The organism is Pseudomonas sp. YeP6b (assembly GCF_025642995.1).
In the GTDB taxonomy this organism is placed as follows: Bacteria; Pseudomonadota; Gammaproteobacteria; order Pseudomonadales; family Pseudomonadaceae; genus Aquipseudomonas.
In genome coordinates, this window is record NZ_CP080090.1 from 4,193,622 (window position 1) to 4,215,129 (window position 21,508).

General features: G+C 60.7%; 17 protein-coding genes. 4 read left to right on the forward strand and 13 right to left on the reverse strand.

Annotation, left to right across the window (positions count from 1 at the left end):
* Positions 1–169 precede the first annotated feature (169 nt).
* The 3 genes from KZH41_RS18765 to KZH41_RS18775 form a co-directional block, all read right to left on the reverse strand.
* Complete coding sequence (locus KZH41_RS18765; protein WP_263273454.1) at positions 170–2,572, reverse strand: hypothetical protein; 2,403 nt, start codon at positions 2,570–2,572, stop codon at positions 170–172.
* Between the two features lie 259 nt (positions 2,573–2,831).
* A complete protein-coding gene (locus tag KZH41_RS18770) occupies positions 2,832–5,216 on the reverse strand; it encodes a YncE family protein (RefSeq protein ID WP_263273455.1) in 2,385 nt (794 codons plus the stop codon).
* A 292-nt stretch (positions 5,217–5,508) separates the two neighbouring features.
* Positions 5,509–6,261, reverse strand: coding sequence for a TetR/AcrR family transcriptional regulator (locus tag KZH41_RS18775; protein ID WP_094953104.1), 753 nt, complete (start codon positions 6,259–6,261; stop codon positions 5,509–5,511).
* A 360-nt stretch (positions 6,262–6,621) separates the two neighbouring features.
* Here KZH41_RS18775 and KZH41_RS18780 point away from each other — a divergent pair, with 360 nt between their 5' ends.
* Genes KZH41_RS18780 through KZH41_RS18795 form a run of 4 tightly spaced genes read left to right on the forward strand, consistent with a single transcriptional unit; the run spans position 6,622 to position 11,233 of the window.
* Positions 6,622–7,326, forward strand: a complete 705-nt coding sequence (locus KZH41_RS18780; RefSeq protein WP_094953106.1) for an ABC transporter ATP-binding protein — start codon at positions 6,622–6,624, stop codon at positions 7,324–7,326.
* Complete coding sequence (locus tag KZH41_RS18785) at positions 7,323–8,522, forward strand: ABC transporter permease (RefSeq protein WP_094953108.1); 1,200 nt, start codon at positions 7,323–7,325, stop codon at positions 8,520–8,522. Before KZH41_RS18780 ends, KZH41_RS18785 begins: the two co-directional genes overlap by 4 nt.
* A complete protein-coding gene (locus KZH41_RS18790; RefSeq protein WP_094953110.1) occupies positions 8,515–9,993 on the forward strand; it encodes a TolC family protein in 1,479 nt (492 codons plus the stop codon). The genes KZH41_RS18785 and KZH41_RS18790 overlap by 8 nt, the downstream gene beginning before the upstream one ends.
* Positions 9,983–11,233, forward strand: a complete 1,251-nt coding sequence (locus tag KZH41_RS18795) for an efflux RND transporter periplasmic adaptor subunit (protein ID WP_263273456.1) — start codon at positions 9,983–9,985, stop codon at positions 11,231–11,233. Before KZH41_RS18790 ends, KZH41_RS18795 begins: the two co-directional genes overlap by 11 nt.
* A 60-nt stretch (positions 11,234–11,293) precedes the next feature.
* On the opposite strand, the gene KZH41_RS18800 is transcribed toward KZH41_RS18795, so the two are convergent.
* From KZH41_RS18800 to KZH41_RS18845, 10 genes are all read right to left on the reverse strand, one after another.
* Complete coding sequence (locus KZH41_RS18800) at positions 11,294–12,688, reverse strand: FAD/NAD(P)-binding protein (RefSeq protein ID WP_263273457.1); 1,395 nt, start codon at positions 12,686–12,688, stop codon at positions 11,294–11,296.
* 12 nt (positions 12,689–12,700) lie between these two features.
* The gene (locus KZH41_RS18805) at positions 12,701–13,468 is read right to left on the reverse strand and encodes an ABC transporter ATP-binding protein (protein WP_242150656.1); all 768 of its coding nucleotides are present in this window, start codon (positions 13,466–13,468) and stop codon (positions 12,701–12,703) included.
* A gap of 3 nt (positions 13,469–13,471) precedes the next feature.
* Positions 13,472–14,812, reverse strand: coding sequence for an ABC transporter substrate-binding protein (locus KZH41_RS18810; protein WP_094953118.1), 1,341 nt, complete (start codon positions 14,810–14,812; stop codon positions 13,472–13,474).
* Positions 14,813–14,834: 22 nt separating this feature from the next.
* Complete coding sequence (locus KZH41_RS18815; RefSeq protein WP_094953120.1) at positions 14,835–15,884, reverse strand: branched-chain amino acid ABC transporter permease; 1,050 nt, start codon at positions 15,882–15,884, stop codon at positions 14,835–14,837.
* A 4-nt stretch (positions 15,885–15,888) separates the two neighbouring features.
* Entirely contained in the window at positions 15,889–16,770 is an 882-nt protein-coding gene (locus tag KZH41_RS18820; RefSeq protein ID WP_145164041.1) for a branched-chain amino acid ABC transporter permease, read from the reverse strand.
* Positions 16,770–17,540 carry an ABC transporter ATP-binding protein gene (locus KZH41_RS18825; RefSeq protein WP_094953123.1) on the reverse strand — a complete coding sequence of 257 codons (771 nt, stop codon included), beginning with the start codon at positions 17,538–17,540 and terminating at the stop codon, positions 16,770–16,772. The genes KZH41_RS18820 and KZH41_RS18825 overlap by 1 nt, the downstream gene beginning before the upstream one ends.
* On the reverse strand, positions 17,537–18,439 hold the full coding sequence (locus KZH41_RS18830; RefSeq protein WP_242150661.1) for an acyl-CoA synthetase: 903 nt from the start codon (positions 18,437–18,439) through the stop codon (positions 17,537–17,539). Before KZH41_RS18830 ends, KZH41_RS18825 begins: the two co-directional genes overlap by 4 nt.
* Positions 18,440–18,561: 122 nt before the next feature.
* On the reverse strand, positions 18,562–19,941 hold the full coding sequence (locus tag KZH41_RS18835; protein ID WP_242150663.1) for an LLM class flavin-dependent oxidoreductase: 1,380 nt from the start codon (positions 19,939–19,941) through the stop codon (positions 18,562–18,564).
* On the reverse strand, positions 19,941–20,267 hold the full coding sequence (locus KZH41_RS18840; RefSeq protein ID WP_094953127.1) for an acyl-CoA dehydrogenase: 327 nt from the start codon (positions 20,265–20,267) through the stop codon (positions 19,941–19,943). Before KZH41_RS18840 ends, KZH41_RS18835 begins: the two co-directional genes overlap by 1 nt.
* 12 nt (positions 20,268–20,279) lie before the next feature.
* A complete protein-coding gene (locus KZH41_RS18845; RefSeq protein WP_094953128.1) occupies positions 20,280–21,476 on the reverse strand; it encodes an SfnB family sulfur acquisition oxidoreductase in 1,197 nt (398 codons plus the stop codon).
* Positions 21,477–21,508: the final 32 nt, after the last annotated feature.

The window sequence follows — 21,508 nt, forward strand, 5'->3', positions numbered from 1 at the left end:
TCGATCTGTTCCTCAAAAAGATAATAGGTAATGTATTGGTTCATAGGCCTGGGCCTGCGCACGCGTGCCAATGGTGACTGTTTGACGCAAGAAAGCGAGACAACGCTATGTTTACGATAGCGTTGTCTCACTGAGTTCAAGCGTATTACCGCACAGGCGTTTTGAGAAATTAAACAGCGCTAAGGAACAAGGAGCTCTGTCCAGGTGTGTTCACCGAAATCAGTGTGCGAGTTCCATTAAACTGGTTATACGCCATTGATACACCTCCTCCATTGACGACTGCCGTGGTCCAAAAATAGGTTGTGGCCTGAGGGCCGACTGAAATTGGAATTTTTCCAAAAGCGTGGTACAGCAACCCCCAGTCGGTTTCGGTCAGTTCACGTGCGCTTGGAAATCCGCCGCCTATCAGCGCATTCCGATTAATAACAAAGTTGGCTTGGCCATCTTTTGCATTGCCCCATCCCACTAAATGCAGCATCCAGCAGTTCGATACGTTCACCGTATAATTTACGCTGTTTCGATTTGCATCAGTGACCGTGATAACCGCTGAGCCGCTACGCAAACCTGTGATTTTTCCAGTATTTGCATCAACTGTTACCCGATCCCCTATAGCCGAGAAGGTGTAAGGGCGGCGCCCCCCTTCTGGTAGCCTGGTAATGGTATTACCAGGGAAATCATTAATCAGATTAATGCCCGAGAGTATGCTTTGCCCAGACAACATGACGAGTGAACTGTCTATTCGCAAGGGTGACAACAACAGGTACGTCGTCTGTGGAAATGCAATAGTCTGGCCGTTAGTGTTGATCGAACACGTGATGATTATTTTGTTGCCGTGGGGCACGCTGTTTAACCAACTTCTTGATACCGCTATATTCGCCAGTCCGTTCAGTGCCTCGGATTCCAAGATCCTATAGTCGCTGCGTACGGTCAACGGCACGACGCCCTCACTGTTCAGCGTTATCGTGATTGTTTGTCCAGCAACACTGAGAGGCCACTTGGTTATTGCGATGTACGCATCGCCCACGAGGTAGCTCAATTCCAGCGTCCCACCGTCAGCAATCCCATTAATAAGCGCCCTCGGATAGTCGGCGACACTGGCAGTTTGCACCGTCAGTTCCTGAGTCTCTGACGTCGGTGTTTTGCCCCCCACTGTCACCTGGTAACTTAACTTGATAGTTTGGCCCGCGCTCTGGGCGAGGATTTGCGCACTGATGGGGAAGAACACTGTTCCACCGGTTGTCCCGGTCTGGGGCGCAATGTTGACGACGTTGCCATTTGGAATGCTCCAGTTGAGGCGGATTACATCGGCAGGGGACATGCTGCGGTACGCCACCGCCACAGCGGCGCCATTGAGATAGTTCTGCAGCGTGATCGTCTGCGGCCCTGGCTTGTTGTCGAAGGCCGGCGCCGGATACGTCAATACGGGCGTGCCCACCACCCGCACCGTGCTGCTGCCCGAGCGCCCAAGCAATGCCCCTGTTGGGGTGAACAGCTCGAACGACATGCGAACAAACCCTTCCTCTTTGAAATACTCATTGGGCACCGGCGTTTGATTGCCGGCCCTTTGCGTGTGGGAAAACGGCGGCAAGCGCTTGCTCGTTTGTGTACCGTCAGCCTTGATCAGGGTCAGCGTCACAACGATCTGGTTGGGTGGGCTGGCGATCGCTACCGAGCGTGGCGGTGTCGCCAGCACGCTGAGAGGGAGATTACTTTGGGTGCCCAGATCCAACAGCGTTGACTCAAGGCCATTGACATAAAACAACGGTGGATCAAACAGCGCGGGGTCCAGGTTGCTGCTCAATAGGTAGGGCGGCGAAAACTTATCGTTCCCCTCCGGGATGTTTCCGGCCACATCTATCACGGTGCAAATGAGCGCTACGGTGCCCGATTGACTGATCCTCTGGAAAACCGCCGACGGAATAAACACTCGATACGGCCCCGCCCCGGCGGCCTCTGCGGCGCTCAAACGGCGTTTGGTGGCGATACCGTCCAAATAGACGAAAATTTCGTCGTTCTCACGGGCGTTCTGATACTTATCAACCAGGGCCCACATTCCGTTTGCTGCTGTGCTTGCATCAATATCCGCGTCTGCCGAAAAACCTTCAGCCACCACGCGCAATCCATCGTGCCCGAAGATGTCCGGCCTACGGTCTATGCCGGCAGGGCGGGTTTTCTTGACCAGATACTTCTCGGTAGTCGAACGACTTCTCTGACCGCTAGCCTTGCGCACCACTTCCCAGTAAACATCGACTAAGCCCTCCTGCAGGCTGGTCGGGAGGAGGTTGTTCAGGAGGACGTTCAAGAAGTACCGCGGTGCCTTGGTGGTAATGCTGCCCTTGCTCAACTCTTTGCCATTACCGTACAGGTAGAATTCGTCACCGATGGTGTCAGCGAACCAAGCCTCGGAGGAGAACTCGGCATAAGGGTCGCTGGCGCGTAGCCCCAAGGCCCATTTAGCTTTTTCAGGGTAATCGAGCTTATCTGGCGGGTCGGTTTTATCAAGCTGGATGCCGAAGGTCGCGGTGGGTGGATCCAGGGATATGTCAACGGTTGAGCCGGTTGGAGTCGTCATCATCATTACCTTGCTGGTTCAGGGCGCGCGGGAACCGCGCGATGGGCAAGGTGAATGAAGCGCTTGGGGTATTAACCGAATCTACTGTCAGAATTGACAGTGGCGACGAGTGGTCAGTGGGCCGCGATCAAGCGATACGTCAGCGGTTGGCGAAGACGTCGAGCCATTGGAAGATAGGGTAATAAAAAAGGGCCGCCTACCGTTAAGTAGAGCTGCCCCATTGCATGGTCACATGCGTTTACTGAAGTGACCAAGTACCTCAAGTCGGAATAAAACTCACTGTATTCGATGCTTGATTGGCGATCAGCGCGAGTCTGGTATTGGGCACGAAAGCAATGCTTGCAGCGTTTTCGAAGCCCGTGAGACGTCTGATGATTTGGTCCGTATCAACATTGATAACGAACACCGAATCACGGTAAGCCGCTAAACCTCCAGGGCCCACCGACCCCACCCAGAGCTCTCGCGCATTCGGATTGAGCGCAGCGCCCCAAGCGTAACGAACACCCGGTATCTTCTTGATAACGACGTTTTTAGCGGGATCAATAACGAGGATATTATCAACGTCAGTGACATAGACGCGGCTGGCCGCGCCACTGTCCGGGCCAAACACCATCTGTACGGGTCTATTAGTGCCTGGAATTCTTCCCACAAGGCCGCTGCGGCCGCTGGCATTAACGATACCCACCTCCAAATAGGAGGAGATGAAAACCTGTGTTTGCTCACGATTGATCGCCATAGCGACCGGGTCACGCGTCACGGCGATACGGTTAATACTTGTACCCGTTGCCGTATCATGCACAGATACCAGTGCGTTTCTGGTGCACGCTACGAACAAGCGCAAGCCATCGGCACTCATCGCGAGCCCCGAAACATCGTCACCGCCTGCGATCTGAACGGTCATAATCGTCTGGTAGGTCGAGGTATCGATGACCGTGTAGCTGCGGCTACCAAAATTGCTGACATACAAACGCTTATTATCTGGACTCAACACCGAATCGAAAGCCATCGGTACTCCAAAAATGGTGTTGATGACGCTACGCGTCTTGATATCAATCACCGAAATCGAATTGCTATCCCGACAGGTTACAAAAGCCCGCAGCCCGTCGTTGGTAATACTAATTGCGTGTGGCCCTACCCCTACAGCGACAGTGGCGGCAACCCCACCGGCCTGTGCTTGAAACGTCAGTACCTGAAAATCTGAGCCGGTTCTTTTCAGCCCCGACGTCACTTCGTAATTTAACCGGATAACTTGGCCCGCGCTCTGGGCAATAATTGACGAACTGATAGCGAAGAACACAAGCCCACCGATCACCCCGGCCTGCGCAGGAATGCTGGCGAAAGTGCCATTGGCAAAGGGCCATTTAAGGTTGATGGCGTGTGCAGGGGTCATACCCTGGTACGCCACTGCCACAATGGCACCACCCGCGTAATCATTCGGGGCGATAGTCTGAGGCCCAGGCCGGTTGTTGAAGGATGGCGCAGTGAGCCTCAAAGCCGGCGTGCCCACCATCCGCACCGTGCTACTGCCCGAGCGTCCAAGCAATGCCCCTGTTGGGGTGAACAGCTCGAACGACATGCGAACAAACCCTTCCTCCTTGAAATACTCATTGGGCACCGGCGTTTGATTGCCGGCCCTTTGCGTGTGGGAAAACGGCGCCAAGCGCTTGATCGTTTGCGTACCGTCAGCCTTGATCAGGGTCAGCATCACAACGATCTGGTTGGGTGGGCTGGCGATCGCTACCGAGCGTGGCGGTATCGCCAGCACGCTGAGTGGGAGATTACTTTGGGTGCCCAGGTCCAACAGCGTTGACTCAAGGCCATTGACATAAAACAACAGTGGATCAAACAGCGTGGGGTCCAGGTTGCTGCTCAATAGGTAGGGCGGCGAAAACTTATCGTTCCCCTCCGGGATGTTTCCGGCCACATCTATCACGGTGCAAATGAGCGCTACGGTGCCCGATTGACTGATCCTCTGGAAAACCGCCGACGGAATAAACACTCGATACGGCCCCGCCCCGGCGGCCTCTGCGGCGCTCAAACGGCGTTTGGTGGCGATACCGTCCAAATAGACGAAAATTTCGTCGTTCTCACGGGCGTTCTGATACTTATCAACCAGGGCCCACATTCCGTTTGCTGCTGTGCTTGCATCAATATCCGCGTCTGCCGAAAAACCTTCAGCCACCACGCGCAATCCATCGTGCCCGAAGATGTCCGGCCTACGGTCTATGCCGGCAGGGCGGGTTTTCTTGACCAGATACTTCTCGGTAGTCGAACGACTTCTCTGACCGCTAGCCTTGCGCACCACTTCCCAGTAAACATCGACTAAGCCCTCCTGCAGGCTGGTCGGGAGGAGGTTGTTCAGGAGGACGTTCAAGAAGTACCGCGGTGCCTTGGTGGTAATGCTGCCCTTGCTCAACTCTTTGCCATTACCGTACAGGTAGAATTCGTCACCGATGGTGTCAGCGAACCAAGCCTCGGAGGAGAACTCGGCATAAGGGTCGCTGGCGCGTAGCCCCAAGGCCCATTTAGCTTTTTCAGGGTAATCGAGCTTATCTGGCGGGTCGGTTTTATCAAGCTGGATGCCGAAGGTCGCGGTGGGTGGATCCAGGGATATGTCAACGGTTGAGCCGGTTGGAGTCGTCATCATCATTACCTTGCTGGCTTAGGGCGCGCGGGAACCGCGAGACGGGCAAGGTGAATGAGGCGCTTGGGGTATTAACCGAATCTACTGTCAAAATTGACAGTGGCGACGAGTGGTAGATATACGCAAGAATCTGACAAACAACGCAGTGATCATGAATCTGCCGTTACCCAGTCTTTTTCTTACATTTTTTTCACGATTTCTTCACATCCAGAGACGTAGGGTGAAGCCTCATCCGTTACAAATGTTGTACATCAAGCCCGCCGCCCCAGCGGGCTTTTTTTTGTTTTGTGAGTTATCGCGCCGCTTTGGTGGCGGGCGTGGCGGCTTGTTCACGGATGGCGCGCTGGGTATCGAGCACCTTGGCCAGCGCGGTTTCAGCTTCAGGGCTTTGCTGCGGCACGCGAATCGCTGCCGAGACCAGGGTAATCAACTTGGCCATCACCTCGGCGTCCGTCGCCGGGCGGCCCAAGCTCATGGAGTTCATCAGCAGGCGCAGCTCAGTCCCCGCCATCACCCCGGAAATCGCCTTGAGCGCAAATTGCAGGCGCACGCCCAGCTCATTGCGGGGCAGGTCCGGCAGGGCCAGAGCGAAGGCTTCGAAGAAACGCTGGAAGACCGGCTGGTAATGCACCTTGAGGTATTCCTGGATAAACGGCGAGGTGTCGCTGTAAACCCGGCCCAGGAACCGAATGAATGAACGCCCTTCCCCACTGGCCGGGTCACTGCGCTCCAGACCCATTGCCGGCGCGAACAACACACCGAGCAAGGTATCGCAGTCGAGAGGGCCGCTGGATTCGGCTTCACAGCGCGCCAGCAGTTCCAGGCGCTGCTCGTTGAGCGGCTCCAGACGCTGCATCAGCAAGGTTTTCATCAGGGAGTCCTTGTCCCCGAAGTGATAGTTCACAGCGGCCAGGTTCACCTGGGCACGCTCGGTAATCTGCCGGAGCAGAACGGCGTCATAACCGTATTTGATGAAGAGAGCCTCTGTCGCATCCAGCAGTCGAGTCTTGGTAACGTTTGGAGCGCTGAGTTTCTTCGCGACCATAGGAGTTCCACGGGGGAAATATTGTTTTAAAAAATAATTTGATTTTTTATACCGGGGCAGCCCTTCGAAAGCAAGTACTGCCACTGCAGTATGCATCTAAAAGCCCGTGTAACCGGGCCCTCTGAGACTAGCCGAGGGCAATGGGACCTGCCCGATCCGCTTGACTGAGAATTCGTTTCAAAGGGTAAAACCGCTCTACATCCGTGGCTGGCGAAGCGCATGGAACACGGTTACTATTCAAACAATATTTTAAAAACAAGAAATAAAACCAGTCCGTGACGCGTACCAGGCAACTCCCAAACTTGTTACAACCATTTACCGGGGGCAAGCGGTACCGTCAAGACTGCAGGCGTAGTCACGATGACAGACATCTCCGCGCACCCAGGCTTGATCTCCCTGCAAGGCATCGGCAAAAGCTATCAGCTCGCCGGGCAGCACCTGTCCATTCTTAATGATGTGTGCCTGTCGATTGCCAGCGGTGACAGCTGCGGCATTCTCGGCGCCTCCGGCTCCGGCAAAAGTACCCTGCTCAATATCCTCGGCTTGCTGGACTTGCCCAACTGCGGCCAGTACCACTTTGCTGGCCACGATATTTTCAGCGCCAGCCCGGATGAGCTGGCGGCGATTCGCAACCAGCAAATCGGCTTCGTGTTCCAGAGTTTCAACCTGCTGCCGCGCCTCAGTGCCCTGGACAACGTCGCCCTACCCCTGAGTTACCGCGGCGTGTCGCGCCATGAATCAGTGGAGCAGGCGTTGCGCATGCTTGAGCAAGTCGGCCTGGCCGAGCGCGCCCACCACCGCCCGGCTGATCTCTCCGGCGGCCAGCGTCAACGCGTGGCGATTGCACGCGCGTTGGTCGGCAAGCCTTCGGTGATTCTCGCCGACGAACCCACCGGCAACCTCGACAGCACCACCGCCCAAGAGATCATGGACTTGCTCCTGGCCCTCAACCGCGAGCAGCAGGTGACGCTGATTATCGTCACCCATGACGCGCATATCGCCGAGCGCCTGGAACGCAAGATCCTGGTGCGCAATGGCGTGGTGCATGAGGCCGGGCGCCTATGAGCCTGCGGGTCGAACAAAGCTTGAGCCAACTGCTGCACGAGGCGTTTGTGAGCCTGCGTACCCTTGGCAAACGTTCGGTCCTGGCGCTGCTGGGCATTGTGATCGGCAGTTCATCCGTGGTGGCGCTGATCAATATCGGCCATAACGCTTCCGTGGATGCGGCGATGATTTTCAAGGACATGGGCACCGACACCTTGGTCGCCCAGTTCCCACCCAAAGGCAACAGCAGCGCACCAATGCGCGCCAGCCTCGACCTCGAGGCGGTGCGCCAGGCAATACCGGGCATTGCCCATATCGGCGCGCTCAGCGTGTTCGGCGGCCCCGTCGTGTTTCACGGCCGCACCGTCAACGCCAACTTTGTCGGCACTACGCCGGATATCAAGGATGCCATGCGCCTGGCCGTGCGCGAGGGGCGTTTTTTATCGAGTTTCGACGCCGGCGAAACCTACGGCGTGATTGGCGACCAAGTCGCCCAGGCCCTGAGTACACCGGGCGACCCGCTGAAACTGGGGGATCGCATCCGCATCAACGACTACCTGTTCCTGGTGGTGGGCATCCTGCACAACCAACCCCGGGCCATGCTGATGCCGGTGCAAGCCAACGAATCGCTGTTCATCCCCGCCGAAGGCATGCGCCGCATCTACCCGACGCCGCAAATCGGCAACGTGATCATCCGCGCCGCGCCGGGCCAGGACATGGAGCGCATCGCCCGCGACGCCGCCAGCGCCCTGAAAAGCCAGCTCACTGACCACGATGTCGACATCCAGGTGCCCCAGCAAATGATCGATGGCATGACCCGCCAAAGCCGCACATTCGCCTATTTGTTGCTGGCCCTGGGCGCCATCTCGCTGGTGGGCGGCGGTGTCGGCGTGATGAACGTGATGCTGATGAATGTCTCGGAGCGCCGCCGTGAAATCGGCATCCGCATGGCCCTGGGCGCACGCCAACGGGACATTCGCAACCTGTTCCTGCTGGAGGCGGTCACCCTGACGGCCGTCGGTGCGCTCTGCGGCGCCGTGCTGGGCATGACCGCCGCCTGGCTCTACGCCTGGCTGTCGGGCTGGGTATTTTCCCTGGCCGCCGCCGCCCTGCCCTTGGGCGTGGGCAGCACGTTGCTGGTGGGCTTGTTCTTTGGCATCTATCCGGCGGTGTCGGCCTCGCGGCTGCAGCCGGTGGAGGCCTTGCGTGATGAATAAATGGCTATGGCTGCTCGCGCTGGTCAGCCTGCCCGGCACGGCCGCCGACGTGGTGATCAACCCTTCAGCTGCCAGCACCACTCGCAGCGGTTACGACCGAGGGGTGTCGTTGAACGCCCAGGTGACCACGATGACCCTGGGTGACGCGGTGTACCTGGGCTTGCGCAACAACCCAGCAATCCGCAGCGCCTACCTGCAACGGGTGGCGCAGAAGTTCGACCTGCGCGTGGCCGAAGACACGTTCAACCCCAAGCTCACCCTCAACAGTTATTACCGCAACAGCCGTGGCTCGGCCGACAATGCGCGCAACGCCAGCCTGGCGCCGAATGCGACCTTGCTCGGCGAGTACGGCACCCGGCTGAGCATGGCCTGGACCCAGCAACTGAACACCGCCGACCGCGCCGGCCGCTACCGTAGCGACGGCCTGGACCTGGCCCTCATCCAGCCGCTGATGCGTGGCGCAGGCTGGGACGCCACCACCGCGCCGCTGCGCCTGTCACGCCTGTCTGAGCAAGCCAACCGCCTGAACCTCAAGGCCACGGTGGCGCAGACCATCAGCCAGATCATCGCCACCTATCGCGAACTGCTGCGTGCCCAGGAGCAGTTGAGCATCGTCCAGGACGCCCTCAAGCGCTCCGGCACTTTGCTCGAGGTGAACAGAGCCTTGATCAGCGCCGGGCGCATGGCCGAGTTTGAAATCGTGCAGACCGAAGCCGACATTGCCACCCAGCAACTCGGTGTGGAAGAAGCCCAGAACCAGCTTGATACGAGCCGCCTCGCCCTGCTGCGCCTGCTGGCCTTGGACCTGTCAACGCCGATCCGCGCCAGCGAAGCCCTGGAGGCCCAGCCGATGACCATCGACAAACGCCAGGCCTTCAACCTGGCGCAAACCCAGCAACCGGAATACCTCGCCGCCCTGCTCGGCAGCCAGCAGGCCGACCTGAACCTGGTGATCGCCAAGGATTCCGGGCGCTGGCAGGTGGACCTGGTGGCCGGTGCCAACCAGATACGCGACGCCTACAACAACGACAATGGCAACACCAATAACCGTACCTGGAACAGCTACGCCGGGGTGCAGGTGCAGATCCCTATTGGCGACATCAGCACGCGCCAGGCCGAAGTGCGCGCGCGGGTCAATGTGGAGGATCAGGAGATCCGTATCACCGACGCCCGCCAGGAATTGGAACGCAACGTCAACGACGTGGTGCGCGACCTTGGCACGCGCTGGCGCCAATATGAAATCGCCCAGCGTGCGGTGGGATTGTCACGGCGCAAGATCGAGATCGAGCGGGAAAAACTCAGCGCCGGGCGCTCCACCAACTTCCAGGTGCTGAGTTTCGAGACCGACCTGCGCAACGCCGAAAACGCGCAGCTCAACGCGCTGATCGCTTATTTGAACGCCCAGACCCAGCTCGACTTGACGCTGGGCATGACGCTGGAAAGTTGGGAAATCGCCCTCAATGACTACTAATAAAAAACGCCTGCTGGGTGCTGTGTTGACCGTGCTGCTGGCGGGCGCGGGGATTGCCCTGTACACCCCCGCCGACACGCCCGTTGCGAGCACCGCACAGTGGCTGGCGGTAAAACCCGACCCGCTGGTGCACCAGATCGGTCTGGTAGGCAAAATCGAACCCGACACCACCATCACCCTCACAGCGCCGTTCGACGGCAACGTGCTGGCCAACCTGGTGGAGCAAGGCCAACGCGTCGAAGCCGGCCAGGTGCTGCTGCGCATGGACCCGGCCACCCTCGAAGTACAACTGCGTGACGCACTGTCCGCCCAACTCAAGGCGCGGCGCACCGTACAGGAGATGCAGGACTGGGACAGCAGCCCCGCCGTCAGCCGCGCGCGCCGCAGCCTGCGCACCGCCGAAATGACCGCCGGCAACACCCAGCGCAAACTCACCGAGAGCGAAAACCTGTTCAAGCGCGGCATCATCCCGCGTAACGAGTTGGACGACCTCAAACAGCAGACTCAGCAGCAACAGCTGGACCTCGCCTCTGCCCGCAGCGACCTTCAGCAAGCGCAGGATCAAGGCCGTGGCGAATATAAACAGATCGCCGATATGGAACTGACCAATGCCACGGTGAAATACGACGCCCTGCACAAGGTGCTCGACGGCAAGGAGGTCAAGGCGCCGTTCTCCGGCATCGTGGTGCCCGCGCCCGGCAACAACAGTTCGCCCCAGGGCGGTGGCAACAACAACGCGCCGGTACAGGCCGGCAGTAAGGTCAGCCAAGGCCAGGTACTGTTTGGCCTGGCGAATATCGAACGGCTGAAAATCGTCGCCAAGGTGTCGGAGCTGGACATCAACCAACTGCACCAGGGCCAGGCGGTGGAAGTGATGGGCGATGGCTTCGACGGCGAGCGCCTGACCGGTGCCGTCAGCGTGGTCAGTGGCCTGGCGATTGCCAGCGACAGCCAGGGCAGCGCGCAGTTTCCGGTGACGTTGTCGATTCCCAAGCTCACGCCCCAGCAGTTGCAACGGGTACGACTGGGGATGAGTGCGCGGCTGACCATCGTCACTTACAACAATGAACAGGCGATTGTGATCCCAAGCCAAGCGATCAACCGCGATGACATGACCGTGGAGTATCGCCCGGCAATGGACCTGCCGGTGGAACGGGTGAAGGTAACCACCGGGCAATCGACCGCCCAAGGCGTTGAAGTGTTTGGGCTCAAAACGGGTTTCGTAAAAGCCGGGGGCTGAACCCCTCCTCAAAATCAGTGGAGATCAACAATGTGGGAGCTGGCTGGCCTGCTCCCACATTTAGATTGAAGTGAGTTTGGCAGCCAATGCCTTAGCCTGAATCGCCACGTCGGTCACCGCCGTGCTCTCCCACCACATCCCCCGCAACGGCGGGCCCATGGCGAACAGGCGCCCGCTGACATTGCCTTCGGCATCCACCACCGCCCCCGACACATCCGCCGCAATCCCCAACGCCAGCGGCCCAGGCTGGATCAACCCGCGCTTGAGCAATTGCTGCGGCAATGCCCGGGCCACGCGACGCCAGTCGTATTCAATGCCGCTGGAGTTGATCAACGCCGCCCCTGACACCTGGGTCACAACCTGTTCACCCCGACGCCGTAAATGGATGGTTACGCCATCCGGCGAACCCACCAAGCCCTTGAACGACGCTGCCTGAACCCGCAACCGCCCTTCCCCCTGCAAGCGCGCCACCAGCTGCGCGCTCAATGGCGGTGAACGGTGGTGATGGCTTTCCCACCACGGCCGTACATGGCGCACGAACTGACGTTTCTCGCCTTCGCTGGCCTGGCTCCACAAACGGCCGATATGCGCACGCACGGTGTCCAGCGGCGCCTGCCAATCGATGCCCTGGGCCTGCGCAATCCGGCACTGGCGGCGTACCTCGCGCAGCAGTTGCCTCGGGCTGCGCAGACTATGGTCGGCAGCCAGAAAATCTTCCCAGCTCGGGGGCTGGCGGCGTACATGGGGCAGCAGACCATGGCGCGAGAACACCTCGATCGGCCCACGATGGCCCGCCTGCTCCAGCGACACCACGGCGTCCACCATGGTCAGCCCGGAACCGATGATCAACACCGCCGATTGCGGGTCGATCTGGGTCATCGCCTGCACATCCCACGGGTCGACCGCCGCAGCGTTCAATCCGCTGGACTCAGTCTGCGGCGTACGTGCCGCCGGGAACATGCCGGTGGCCAATACCGCATAGGCGCCGCGCAGTTGCTGGCCGTTATCGAGCGTGAGCACGGTGGACGTCTCATCCACTTGCAGGTCGACCCCTTCGCCACACACATGCTCGACAGTGGAGGCTGACAGCGCCCGGGCTTCGGCCAGCCGCTGCTGCGCATACAGCCCAAAAATCCCGCGCGGCGGGAACAGTTCGCTGATCGGTACGTGCTGCTGATCCGATTCCGGCCAACCGCCGGCGCCGATGTAGTCAGTGAGCCACTGGGTCAGGTCATCGGCATTGTCCGGGTCGACACTCATGCGCGCGGCATTGCCGTTCAAGGTGTGGCCCAGCTCGACCGCACTGTAGGCCTCGCCACGGCCCAGTTCGGCGCGGGGCTCGATCACCAGGATGCGACGCTGCCCGGGCAGGCGCAGCAGTTGCACGGCGAGCAGCGTGCCGCTCAGGCCGCCGCCGATGATCAACACATCAGCGTCGCGGATGGATTCAGTCATGCACGTTCGCCCTTACTGTTTACCCAGATAAATATCATGCAAATCGCCGCGTGCCAGCAACTCAGCGGCGCTGCCGCTCAAGACCACGCGCCCAGTATCCAGCACGTAACCCTGGGACGCATAGCTAAGCGCGACGTTGATGTTCTGCTCGGCGATCAGGAAGCTCACCTGCTGCTCGCGGTTGAGCTGCGCGATGATCTCGAAAATCTCCTGCACGATCATCGGCGCCAACCCCATGGAGGGCTCGTCGAGCAGCACCAACGTAGGGCGGGTCATCAACGCGCGGCCGATGGCGACCATCTGCTGCTCGCCGCCGGAGGTCAGCCCGGCGCGGGTCTGGCGTTTGGTCTTGAGCCGCGGGAACCAGGAGTAGATGCGTTCCAGGTCGTGCTCCAGGTCCTTGCGGCTCAGGCGCCGCACAAAGCCGCCACTGCGCAGGTTGTCTTCCACGCTCAGTTGGCCGAAGACATGCCGGCCCTCCAGCACGTGGACCATGCCCTGGCGCACGCGCTGGCTGGGGTCGATGCCGGCCAGGTCGCGGCCCGCATACTCGATCACGCCCCGGCTGACCTCGGCGCGTTCGGCCCGCACCAACCCCGAGATTGCCTTGAGCGTGGTGCTCTTGCCCGCGCCATTGGCGCCGAGCAAGGCGACGATGGCGCCCTTGGGCACGCTCAATGACACCCCGGCCACCGCCAGGATCGCGCCGTCGTAGATGACTTCAATATCATTGACCGTCAGCAGCGACGGCTGCGCAGGTTCAGCGGCGAGCTGGCTCATGGTTTATTCATCCCCGGTGCAGGTGCGTGGCGTCAGGCCTTTTTCCTTGGCAAACGCGGCGGACTTCTCATCGATCAGCGGGCGCAATAGCGCGCGGTCGGCGGCGATCCAGTCGCTGATCAGCGTCCAGTTGGCGCCGTCCCACTGCTGCACCCGCGCCGAGCCGCCGCCTTCATGGTCGCGGCACGACAGCTTGAGGTTCTGCATCAGGCCCAGGTAACCCATACCCTTCAATCGAGCGTCGTCGATGTTCAAGTGTTCCAGGCCCCAGCGGCCTTCTTCGCCGTTGAGTGGGCGCTTGCCGAATTTGGCCTGGCCGGTGCGGATCGCTTCCACGGCCACGGCGGCATTCACCAGGCCTGAGTTGTAGTAGACGCTGCCGAAGTTTTTCAGGTCCTTGAGGTCGCTGTGGCCCTTGTCGAGGATGTATTGCTTGAGGCGTTTGTGGATCTCAAAATCGCTGCCTGCCGGGTAAGGCGTCAGCGCCAGATAACCTTTGGCGGAAGCGCCGGCGGGCAGTACGTCTTCGCTGGAGCTGGCCCAGATATCGCCGATGATATGGTCGACCGGGAAGCCAAAGCGTGCGGCGGTTTTCACCGCCACGGGCGTGGATACGCCCCAGGTGCGCAGGAACACCCAGTCCGGATTCGCCTGGCGCACCTGACGCCATTGCGCCGACTGCTCGTTGCCCGGGTCGGCCACTGGAATCTGGATATTTTCAAAGCCGTATTTCTCCGCCAGCAACTTCAGCGGGCCGAGGGTTTCGCGACCATAGGCCGAGTCGTGATAAACCGTGGCGATCTTCTTGCCCTTGAGTTTGTCGAAGCCACCTTCGCGCTGGGCGATGTAGTTCACCAAGGTCGAGGCTTCGCTGTAGAAGGTCAGCATCACCGGAAAGTTATACGGGAACACCGTGCCGTCGGTGGCCTCGGTGCGGCCGTAACCGAGGGTGATCAGCGGGATCTTGTCCACCTCGGCACGCTCACTCAGCGCGTACGCCGCCGGCGCGCCATTGGGTTGATACACCGCGACCGGCGCGCCATCCAGGCCATTCTTGAAGCGCTCGTAGCACTCGATGCCCTTCTCCGCCGTCCACTCGGTCTCGCACTCCTGCCACACCAGTTTCACCCCATTGATGCCGCCTTCGACCTCGTTGATGTAACGCAGGTAGTCGATCATCCCGGCCCACACCTGCACGCCGCTGGACGCGTACGCGCCCACACGGTAGGTGGCCAGGGGAATGAATTGCTGGTCGGGCGAGGCCATCGCCTGAGGCACAGCGCCCGCCAATGCGGCCAGCGCGAAGGCGGCGCCGACCAGGGAACGTTTCAAGGTTGCACGCATGTTGGATTCTCTTGAGGGAATGTTAGAAGCGCAGCGGCCACTGCCGCAGACGGTCACGCAGGTTGTGCAACAGGCGAATCAACCCCTCGGGTTCCTTGATCAGGAACACGATGATCAGCACGCCAAAGATGATTTTCTGCAGGTTCTGCAACTGCCCCGCATCCACCGAGCCACCGAGCAACGCCTGGCCTGCATGGCTGAGAAAAATCGGCAGCAAACTGATGAAGGCCGCGCCGACAAAGTTGCCGGCGATGCTGCCCATGCCGCCGATAATGATGATGAACAGGATCTGGAACGAGCGGTTGATATCAAAGCTGCTGGCGCTGGCCGTGCCCAGGTAGGCGAAGGCCCACAGCGCGCCGGCAATGCCTAAATAGAACGAGCTGACAGCGAACGCCAGGCGCTTGTAGCGCACCACTGGGATGCCGACCACGGCGGCGGCGGTGTCCATGTCGCGGATCGCCATCCAGTTGCGCCCGACCTGGCTGCGCACCAGATTCACGGCGGTCCAGGTCAACAACAGCACCGTGATCAGGGTCAGCAAGTAGCGCCCCAACGGCGTGTTGAGGTCATGCCCGAACAGCGCCAGTTTTGGCGCGGAAATGGTCCCCGAGGAGCCGTAGTTGTAGAACCAGGGAAATTTGACGAACAGCCACTCCAGGAAGAATTGCGCCGCCAACGTGGTGACCATCAGGTAGAAACCCTTGATTCGCGAGCTGGGCAAACCGAACAACAGCCCCACCAGTGCGCTGATAATGCCCCCACCGAGCAGCGCCACCGGCAAACCCAACTCCGGCAGACGCAACAGAAAGCCGTAGGTGGCAAACGCGCCGACGGCCATGAAACCCGCCGCGCCCACCGAGGTTTGCCCGGTGTAGCCGGTCAACAGGTTAAGGCCCAACCCAGCCAGGGACAGCACTAGGAACGGGATCAGGATCGCGTTGAGCCAATAGTCATTGCCCCACAGCGGCACCACGATAAAAGCCAGCGCCAACAGGCCAAGCAGGCCCCACGGCACGCGCCGCTGGATCAACACTAACGGCGCGGTTTCTTGAGCAACGGGAATCGACATGGTTTCAGACTCGCTCGATGGCGCGCTCGCCGAACAGGCCGGCGGGACGGATATACAGGAAGGCCAGGGCCAATACGTAAGCGAACCACGGCGTGATACCGCCGCCGATCAACGGGCCGATATACACCTCGGCGAGGTTCTCCGCCGCGCCGACAATCAGCCCGCCGACAATCGCCCCACCAATCGAGGTAAAGCCACCGATGATCAATACCGGCAAGGCCTTGAGCACCACCAGCGACAGCGAAAACTGCACACCCTGACGCGCGCCCCACAACAGCCCCGCCACCAGCCCGACCACACCGGCCACGGCCCAGACGATCTGCCAGATGCGGTTGAGGTTGATGCCGATGGACAGCGCCGCCGTGGTGTCGTCCGCCACCGCGCGCAACGACACGCCGATGCGGGTCTTGTTGAACAGCAGCGCCAACACCGTGACCAGCACCACCGCAGCCGCTGCGGCGATCAGGTCGAACTGGCTGAGCATCAGCGGCCCGACAAACAGCGGCACGTCGTCGATGCCCAAATCCAGCGCGCGCACCTGCGAGCCCATCAAGCCTTGGGCCAGGCCTTCGATAATGAACGACAGGCCCAAGGTAGCCATGAACAGGGTGATCTGCGAACGGTTGACCAGCGGGCGCAACACCAGCCGTTCGATGAGCAAGGCGCCGACGATCATCACGATCACCGTCAGCAGCAGCGCCAGGGCGAACGGCACGCCTTGGTCATGCAGGCTGACAAAGGTCAGCGCGGCGAACAGCAGCATCGAGCCCTGGGCGAAGTTGAACACGCCGCTGGCCTTGTAGATCAGCACGAAGCCGATGGCGACCAGCGAGTACAGGGTGCCGGCGAGCAGGCCGCCGAGCAGGGTTTCAAAGAAGAAGGTCATCAGTGCACCACGCCCAGGTAGGCTGCGATCACCTCGGGGTTGGCCTGTACCTCGGCCGGCGTGCCATCGCCGACCTTGCGCCCGTAATCGAGCACCACCACGTGGTCGGACAGGCTCATGACCACGCCCATGTCGTGTTCGATCAACACCACGGTGGTGCCGAGGTCGCGGTTCACGTCGGCGACGAAGCGCGCCATTTCCTGCTTTTCCTCGGCATTCATCCCGGCCATGGGCTCGTCGAGCAGCAACAGGCTGGGGCCTGCGATCAACGCCCGGCCCAGCTCCACACGCTTTTGCAGGCCGTAGGACAGGTTGCCCACCAGCACGTCGCGATGGGCTTGCAGCTCGAGGAATTCGAGGATGCCTTGGGCGCGCAGGCGGAAAGCTCCAGCCTCACGCCGGGCGCGGGGCAAGCCTAGGGCCTGTTCGATAAAGGTGCTGCGCATATGCCGCGACAGGCCGGTGAGGATGTTGTCGAGCACGCTCATCTTCTTGAACAGCGCGTTGTTCTGGAACGTGCGGCCGATGCCTCGGCGCGCGGCGCCCAACGGGTCGATGCGGTGGAAGTGGTGTTGCTCAAACACGATCTCGCCGGCATCAAAGCGATACACGCCGTTGAGCACATTGAGTAACGAGCTCTTGCCCGCACCATTTGGCCCGATCAACGCGCAGATTTCGCCGCGCTGCACGTCAAACGACAACGCATTGATGGCCTTGACGCCTTTGAACGACAGCGAAATATCTCGCACCTGGAGAATGGCCTGGCTCATGCGATGTCCCGTTTTAATTCAGCCAGCCACACCGGCTCGGCCGTGGATTTGAGCGGTTGCCAGATATACGACAGGCGCTGAAAGCCGAGCAGCCTGCGCACGCGGTTTTTCAGCAACTGGCGCAGGCCGCTTTGCGGGTGGGCGATGGCCCAGTCGCACAGGCGTCGGCGCCACGTGCCGTGGGGTGCGAGGCGGCTTTCGATGTCGTCGGCCAGGTGCTGCAAACGCTCGGGCGACAGCAGCAAGCCCGTCGGCGCAACTTCACTGCGATCACGCCGGGCCGAGCCAGAGCTTTCGGGAAAGGCCAGGCCGTGGCCGCTGTTCAGCCACTGTTCCAGCACCACCGCCAACCCGCCTTGCCAATGGGTGCCCTCCTCGCTCCACAACGCGGTTTCAGCGCTGGGTTGCCACCAGCGATGCAGGTGCTGCGCCGGGTCTACGGGGCCGAGCAGTTGGGCGAAATCCACCGGGTTGGCGGACTGCCAGTGCCGCACTTGCTGGCGGCCCTGCGCATAAGAATGGGTGGGGCGAATGCGCCACAGCTGTTGGTACAGCACCTCGGGCTCAAGGTTATCGGCCAGGGTCAGTACCTGCCCGCCGATGGACTGAGCGGCCAAGGCCAACAGCAACAGGTTCGGCTCGAAAGCGCCGCTGAGGGCCAACCGCGATTGCTCGTTGAAGCCCTGCTGACGCAAGCCATCTGCCAGGCGCTCGACATCGCGCAAGGTGTCGATCCAGCGCCAGGCGCACCACTGGCCCTGGCGCTTATGGCGCAAGGCGGTGTGCAGCGGGGTGATCTGCGCCCAGTGGTGCAGTTGTTCCAGGGCCTTGGGCAGATTGCCAAGCAGCTCGGCGGGCCATTCCAGGGCCAGCGGACGTTTGAGTTCGTGCACGCTCATAGGGGTAATGCTCCTATTGGGTGGTTAAGCGTTCGGTGGTCCGCTGGCTGAGTTATTTGGATCAATACCGATCAACTGTGGGAGCTGGCTTGCCTGCTCCCACATTGAGCAAGGTGTTTCAGTTAGAGGGTGGTGGCCTTGAGGTCGCGATAACCGGCGCCCGGGTGGTTCGCCCCCAGCCGCGCGCCGTCGCCGAACAGCTTCTCGCGCAAGGTGCCCGGGGCGTATTCGGTCTTGTACACGCCGCGCTTTTGCAGCTCCGGCACCAGCAGGTCGACGGCGTCGATGAAGGTTTCGTGGGTCAGTGCATAGGCCAGGTTGAAGCCGTCCACGTCGGTCTCTTCGACCCATTCCTGCAACAGGTCCGCTACCGTCTCAGGGCCGCCGACGAACAGTGGGCCAAAGCCGCCGATACCGACCCAGTCGGCCAGCTCGTTCGGCGTCCAGACCTTGTTTGGGTCGGCCGTAGAGAAGGCTTCCACTGCCGATTGAATGGCGTTGGTGTGCACGTGCTTGAGCGGCTCATCCGGTTTGAACTGGCTGAAGTCGATCCCGGTCCAGCCGGAGATCAACGCCATCGCGCCTTCATAGCTGACGTAGGATTTGTATTCCTCAAACTTGGCCTTGGCCTTCGCGTCGGTCTCGCCGACGATCACGGTCTGCAAGTTGAAGATGAGGATTTTCTTCGGGTCACGCCCAGCGTCGGCCGCGCGGCGGCGGATATCGGCCACGGTCTTTTTCAGCAGCACCTTGGACGGCGCAGCGACGAACACGCACTCGGCTTGCTCGGCGGCAAACTGCTTGCCACGGTTGGACGCTCCCGCCTGGTAGAGCACCGGCGTGCGCTGTGGCGAGGGTTCGCACAAATGAATGCCGGGCACCTGGAAGTGTTTGCCGACATGGCGGATCTCGTGGATTTTGCTCGGGTCGCTGAAAATTCGGCGTTCGCGATCACGCACTACCGCGCCCTCTTCCCAGCTGCCTTCCCAGAGCTTGTAGCAAACCTCCAAGTATTCCTCAGCGTAGTCGTAGCGCGCGTCGTGTTCGGTTTGGGCTTTCTGGCCGAGGTTCTTCGCGCCGCTTTCCAGATACGAGGTGACGATGTTCCAGCCGACGCGGCCCTTGGTCAGGTGGTCGAGGGTTGAAAGCCTGCGGGCGAACGGATACGGATGCTCGAACGACAACGAGGCGGTCAGGCCGAACCCCAGGTGTTCGGTGACCAACGCCATCGGCGCGATCAATGACAACGGATCGTTGACCGGCACCTGCGCGGCCTGGCGAATCGCCGCGTCACCGTTGCCGTTGTACACGTCATAGATGCCCAGCACGTCGGCGATAAACAGGCCGTCGAACTTGCCGCGCTCGAGGATTTTCGCCAGGTCGGTCCAGTATTCGAGGTCTTTGTACTGCCACGAACGGTCACGCGGGTGCGCCCACAGGCCCGGAGACTGGTGGCCGACGCAGTTCATGTCGAAGGCATTCAAGCGGATTTCACGGGACATCAAAGCACTCCGTTGAGGTGGTAGTTGCCGACAATCTGGTATTTCCAGCGCAACGGATCATCAAGGCTGGGCGGCAGCGCGGTGCGTTGGCCGGTGAGTTCGAATTCGGTGTTGCTGGCGAAGATCAGCGCTTCGGCGGCAGCGATTTGCGCTTCGGTAGAGGCGACGGGGCTTGGGTGAGTGTCGGCGCGCTCCAGCAAGGCGGCGGCCACATCGACGCGGATCTGCCAATCGCCGAAACGGCTGATCACGTAGGGGTCGTCGCTTTTCTCAACCGTGCGGCGAGTGTCTTCCAGCAGTTGGCGAGCTTGATTCAGTGCAGTCATGGGGCAGGCTCCTCAGTTCCAGGCGTGGCGCGCGGGCTTCACGCCGTTGAGCACGAAGTTGCCGATCAGGTGGTATTTCCAGCGGGCCGGGTCGTGCAGGGTGTGGGTGCGCGCGTTGCGCCAGAAGCGGTCGAGGTTGTGCTTGCCGGTCACCGAGCGCGTGCCGGCCAGTTCGAAGAGCTTGCTGCTGGCGAGCAAGGCAGTTTCGGCCGACAAGACTTTGGCCTGGGCAACGACCAGCGAAGCGTGAGCCACCGTGTCTTCATTCGGTTCGGCCAAGGCGAGGTCGACCGCCTTGCCGGCCTTGGCGAGGATGGCTTCGGTGCCGTGCACACGCCATTGCAGATCGCCGATAGCGGCGATGGTGAACGGGTCTTGCCAGCCGTGTTCCTGCTGGCTGTCGATCCATGGGCGGGCCTGACGCGCGTAGATTTTTGCCTGCTCCAGCGCGCCAAGGGCGATGCCGGTGTCGACCGCCGCCTGGATAATCTGCGAAATCGGGCCATTGGCGGTGGGTTGGTCAAAGGCCAGGTGGGCCGGAATCACCGCCGTGCGGGGCACGGTCACGCCGTCGAGGGTCACGCCACCGCTGGCGGTGGTGCGCTGGCCGAAGCCATCCCAGCTATCAATCACAGTGAGGCCTGGCGCATCACGCTCGACGAAGGCAATAAAAGCCTGATCGTTTTCGTTATTGCCGACGGTGGGCACGATATGCGCGAACAACGCGCCGGTGCAGTAGAACTTCTCGCCGTTGATTTGTGCGGTGTCGCCGTCAAAACGAATCTGGGTATCGAAAGTGCCGGCGTTTTTGCTCTTGGCTTCGGAGAAGGCATTGCCGAAGCGGTAACCCGCCAAGACCTTGCCGAAGTAGTGCAGCTTTTGTTCCTCGCTGGCGGTTTGCAGCAGGATGTCGACGACGCCAAGGTGGTTTTGCGGGATTTGCCCCAGTGAGGGATCGGCGGCGGAGATCAATTTGATCACCTCTGCCACCGTCACATAGGACACCTCGGCGCCGCCGTAGGCCTTGGGAATGGTGATGCCCCACAGGCCGCTGGCAGAGAACGCCTCGAGTTCGTCCACGGGCAGGCGCCGCTCGCGGTCGCGCACGCTGGCGTCGATGGCGAAGCGGGCGGCCAAGCGCGTGGCGACCTCAATGGCTTCGGCATCCGAGCGGATGATATGGGCAGGGTGTTGAGGGTGGGCTGACATGGGCCGACTCCAGGCTCCGAGGGGATACTGGA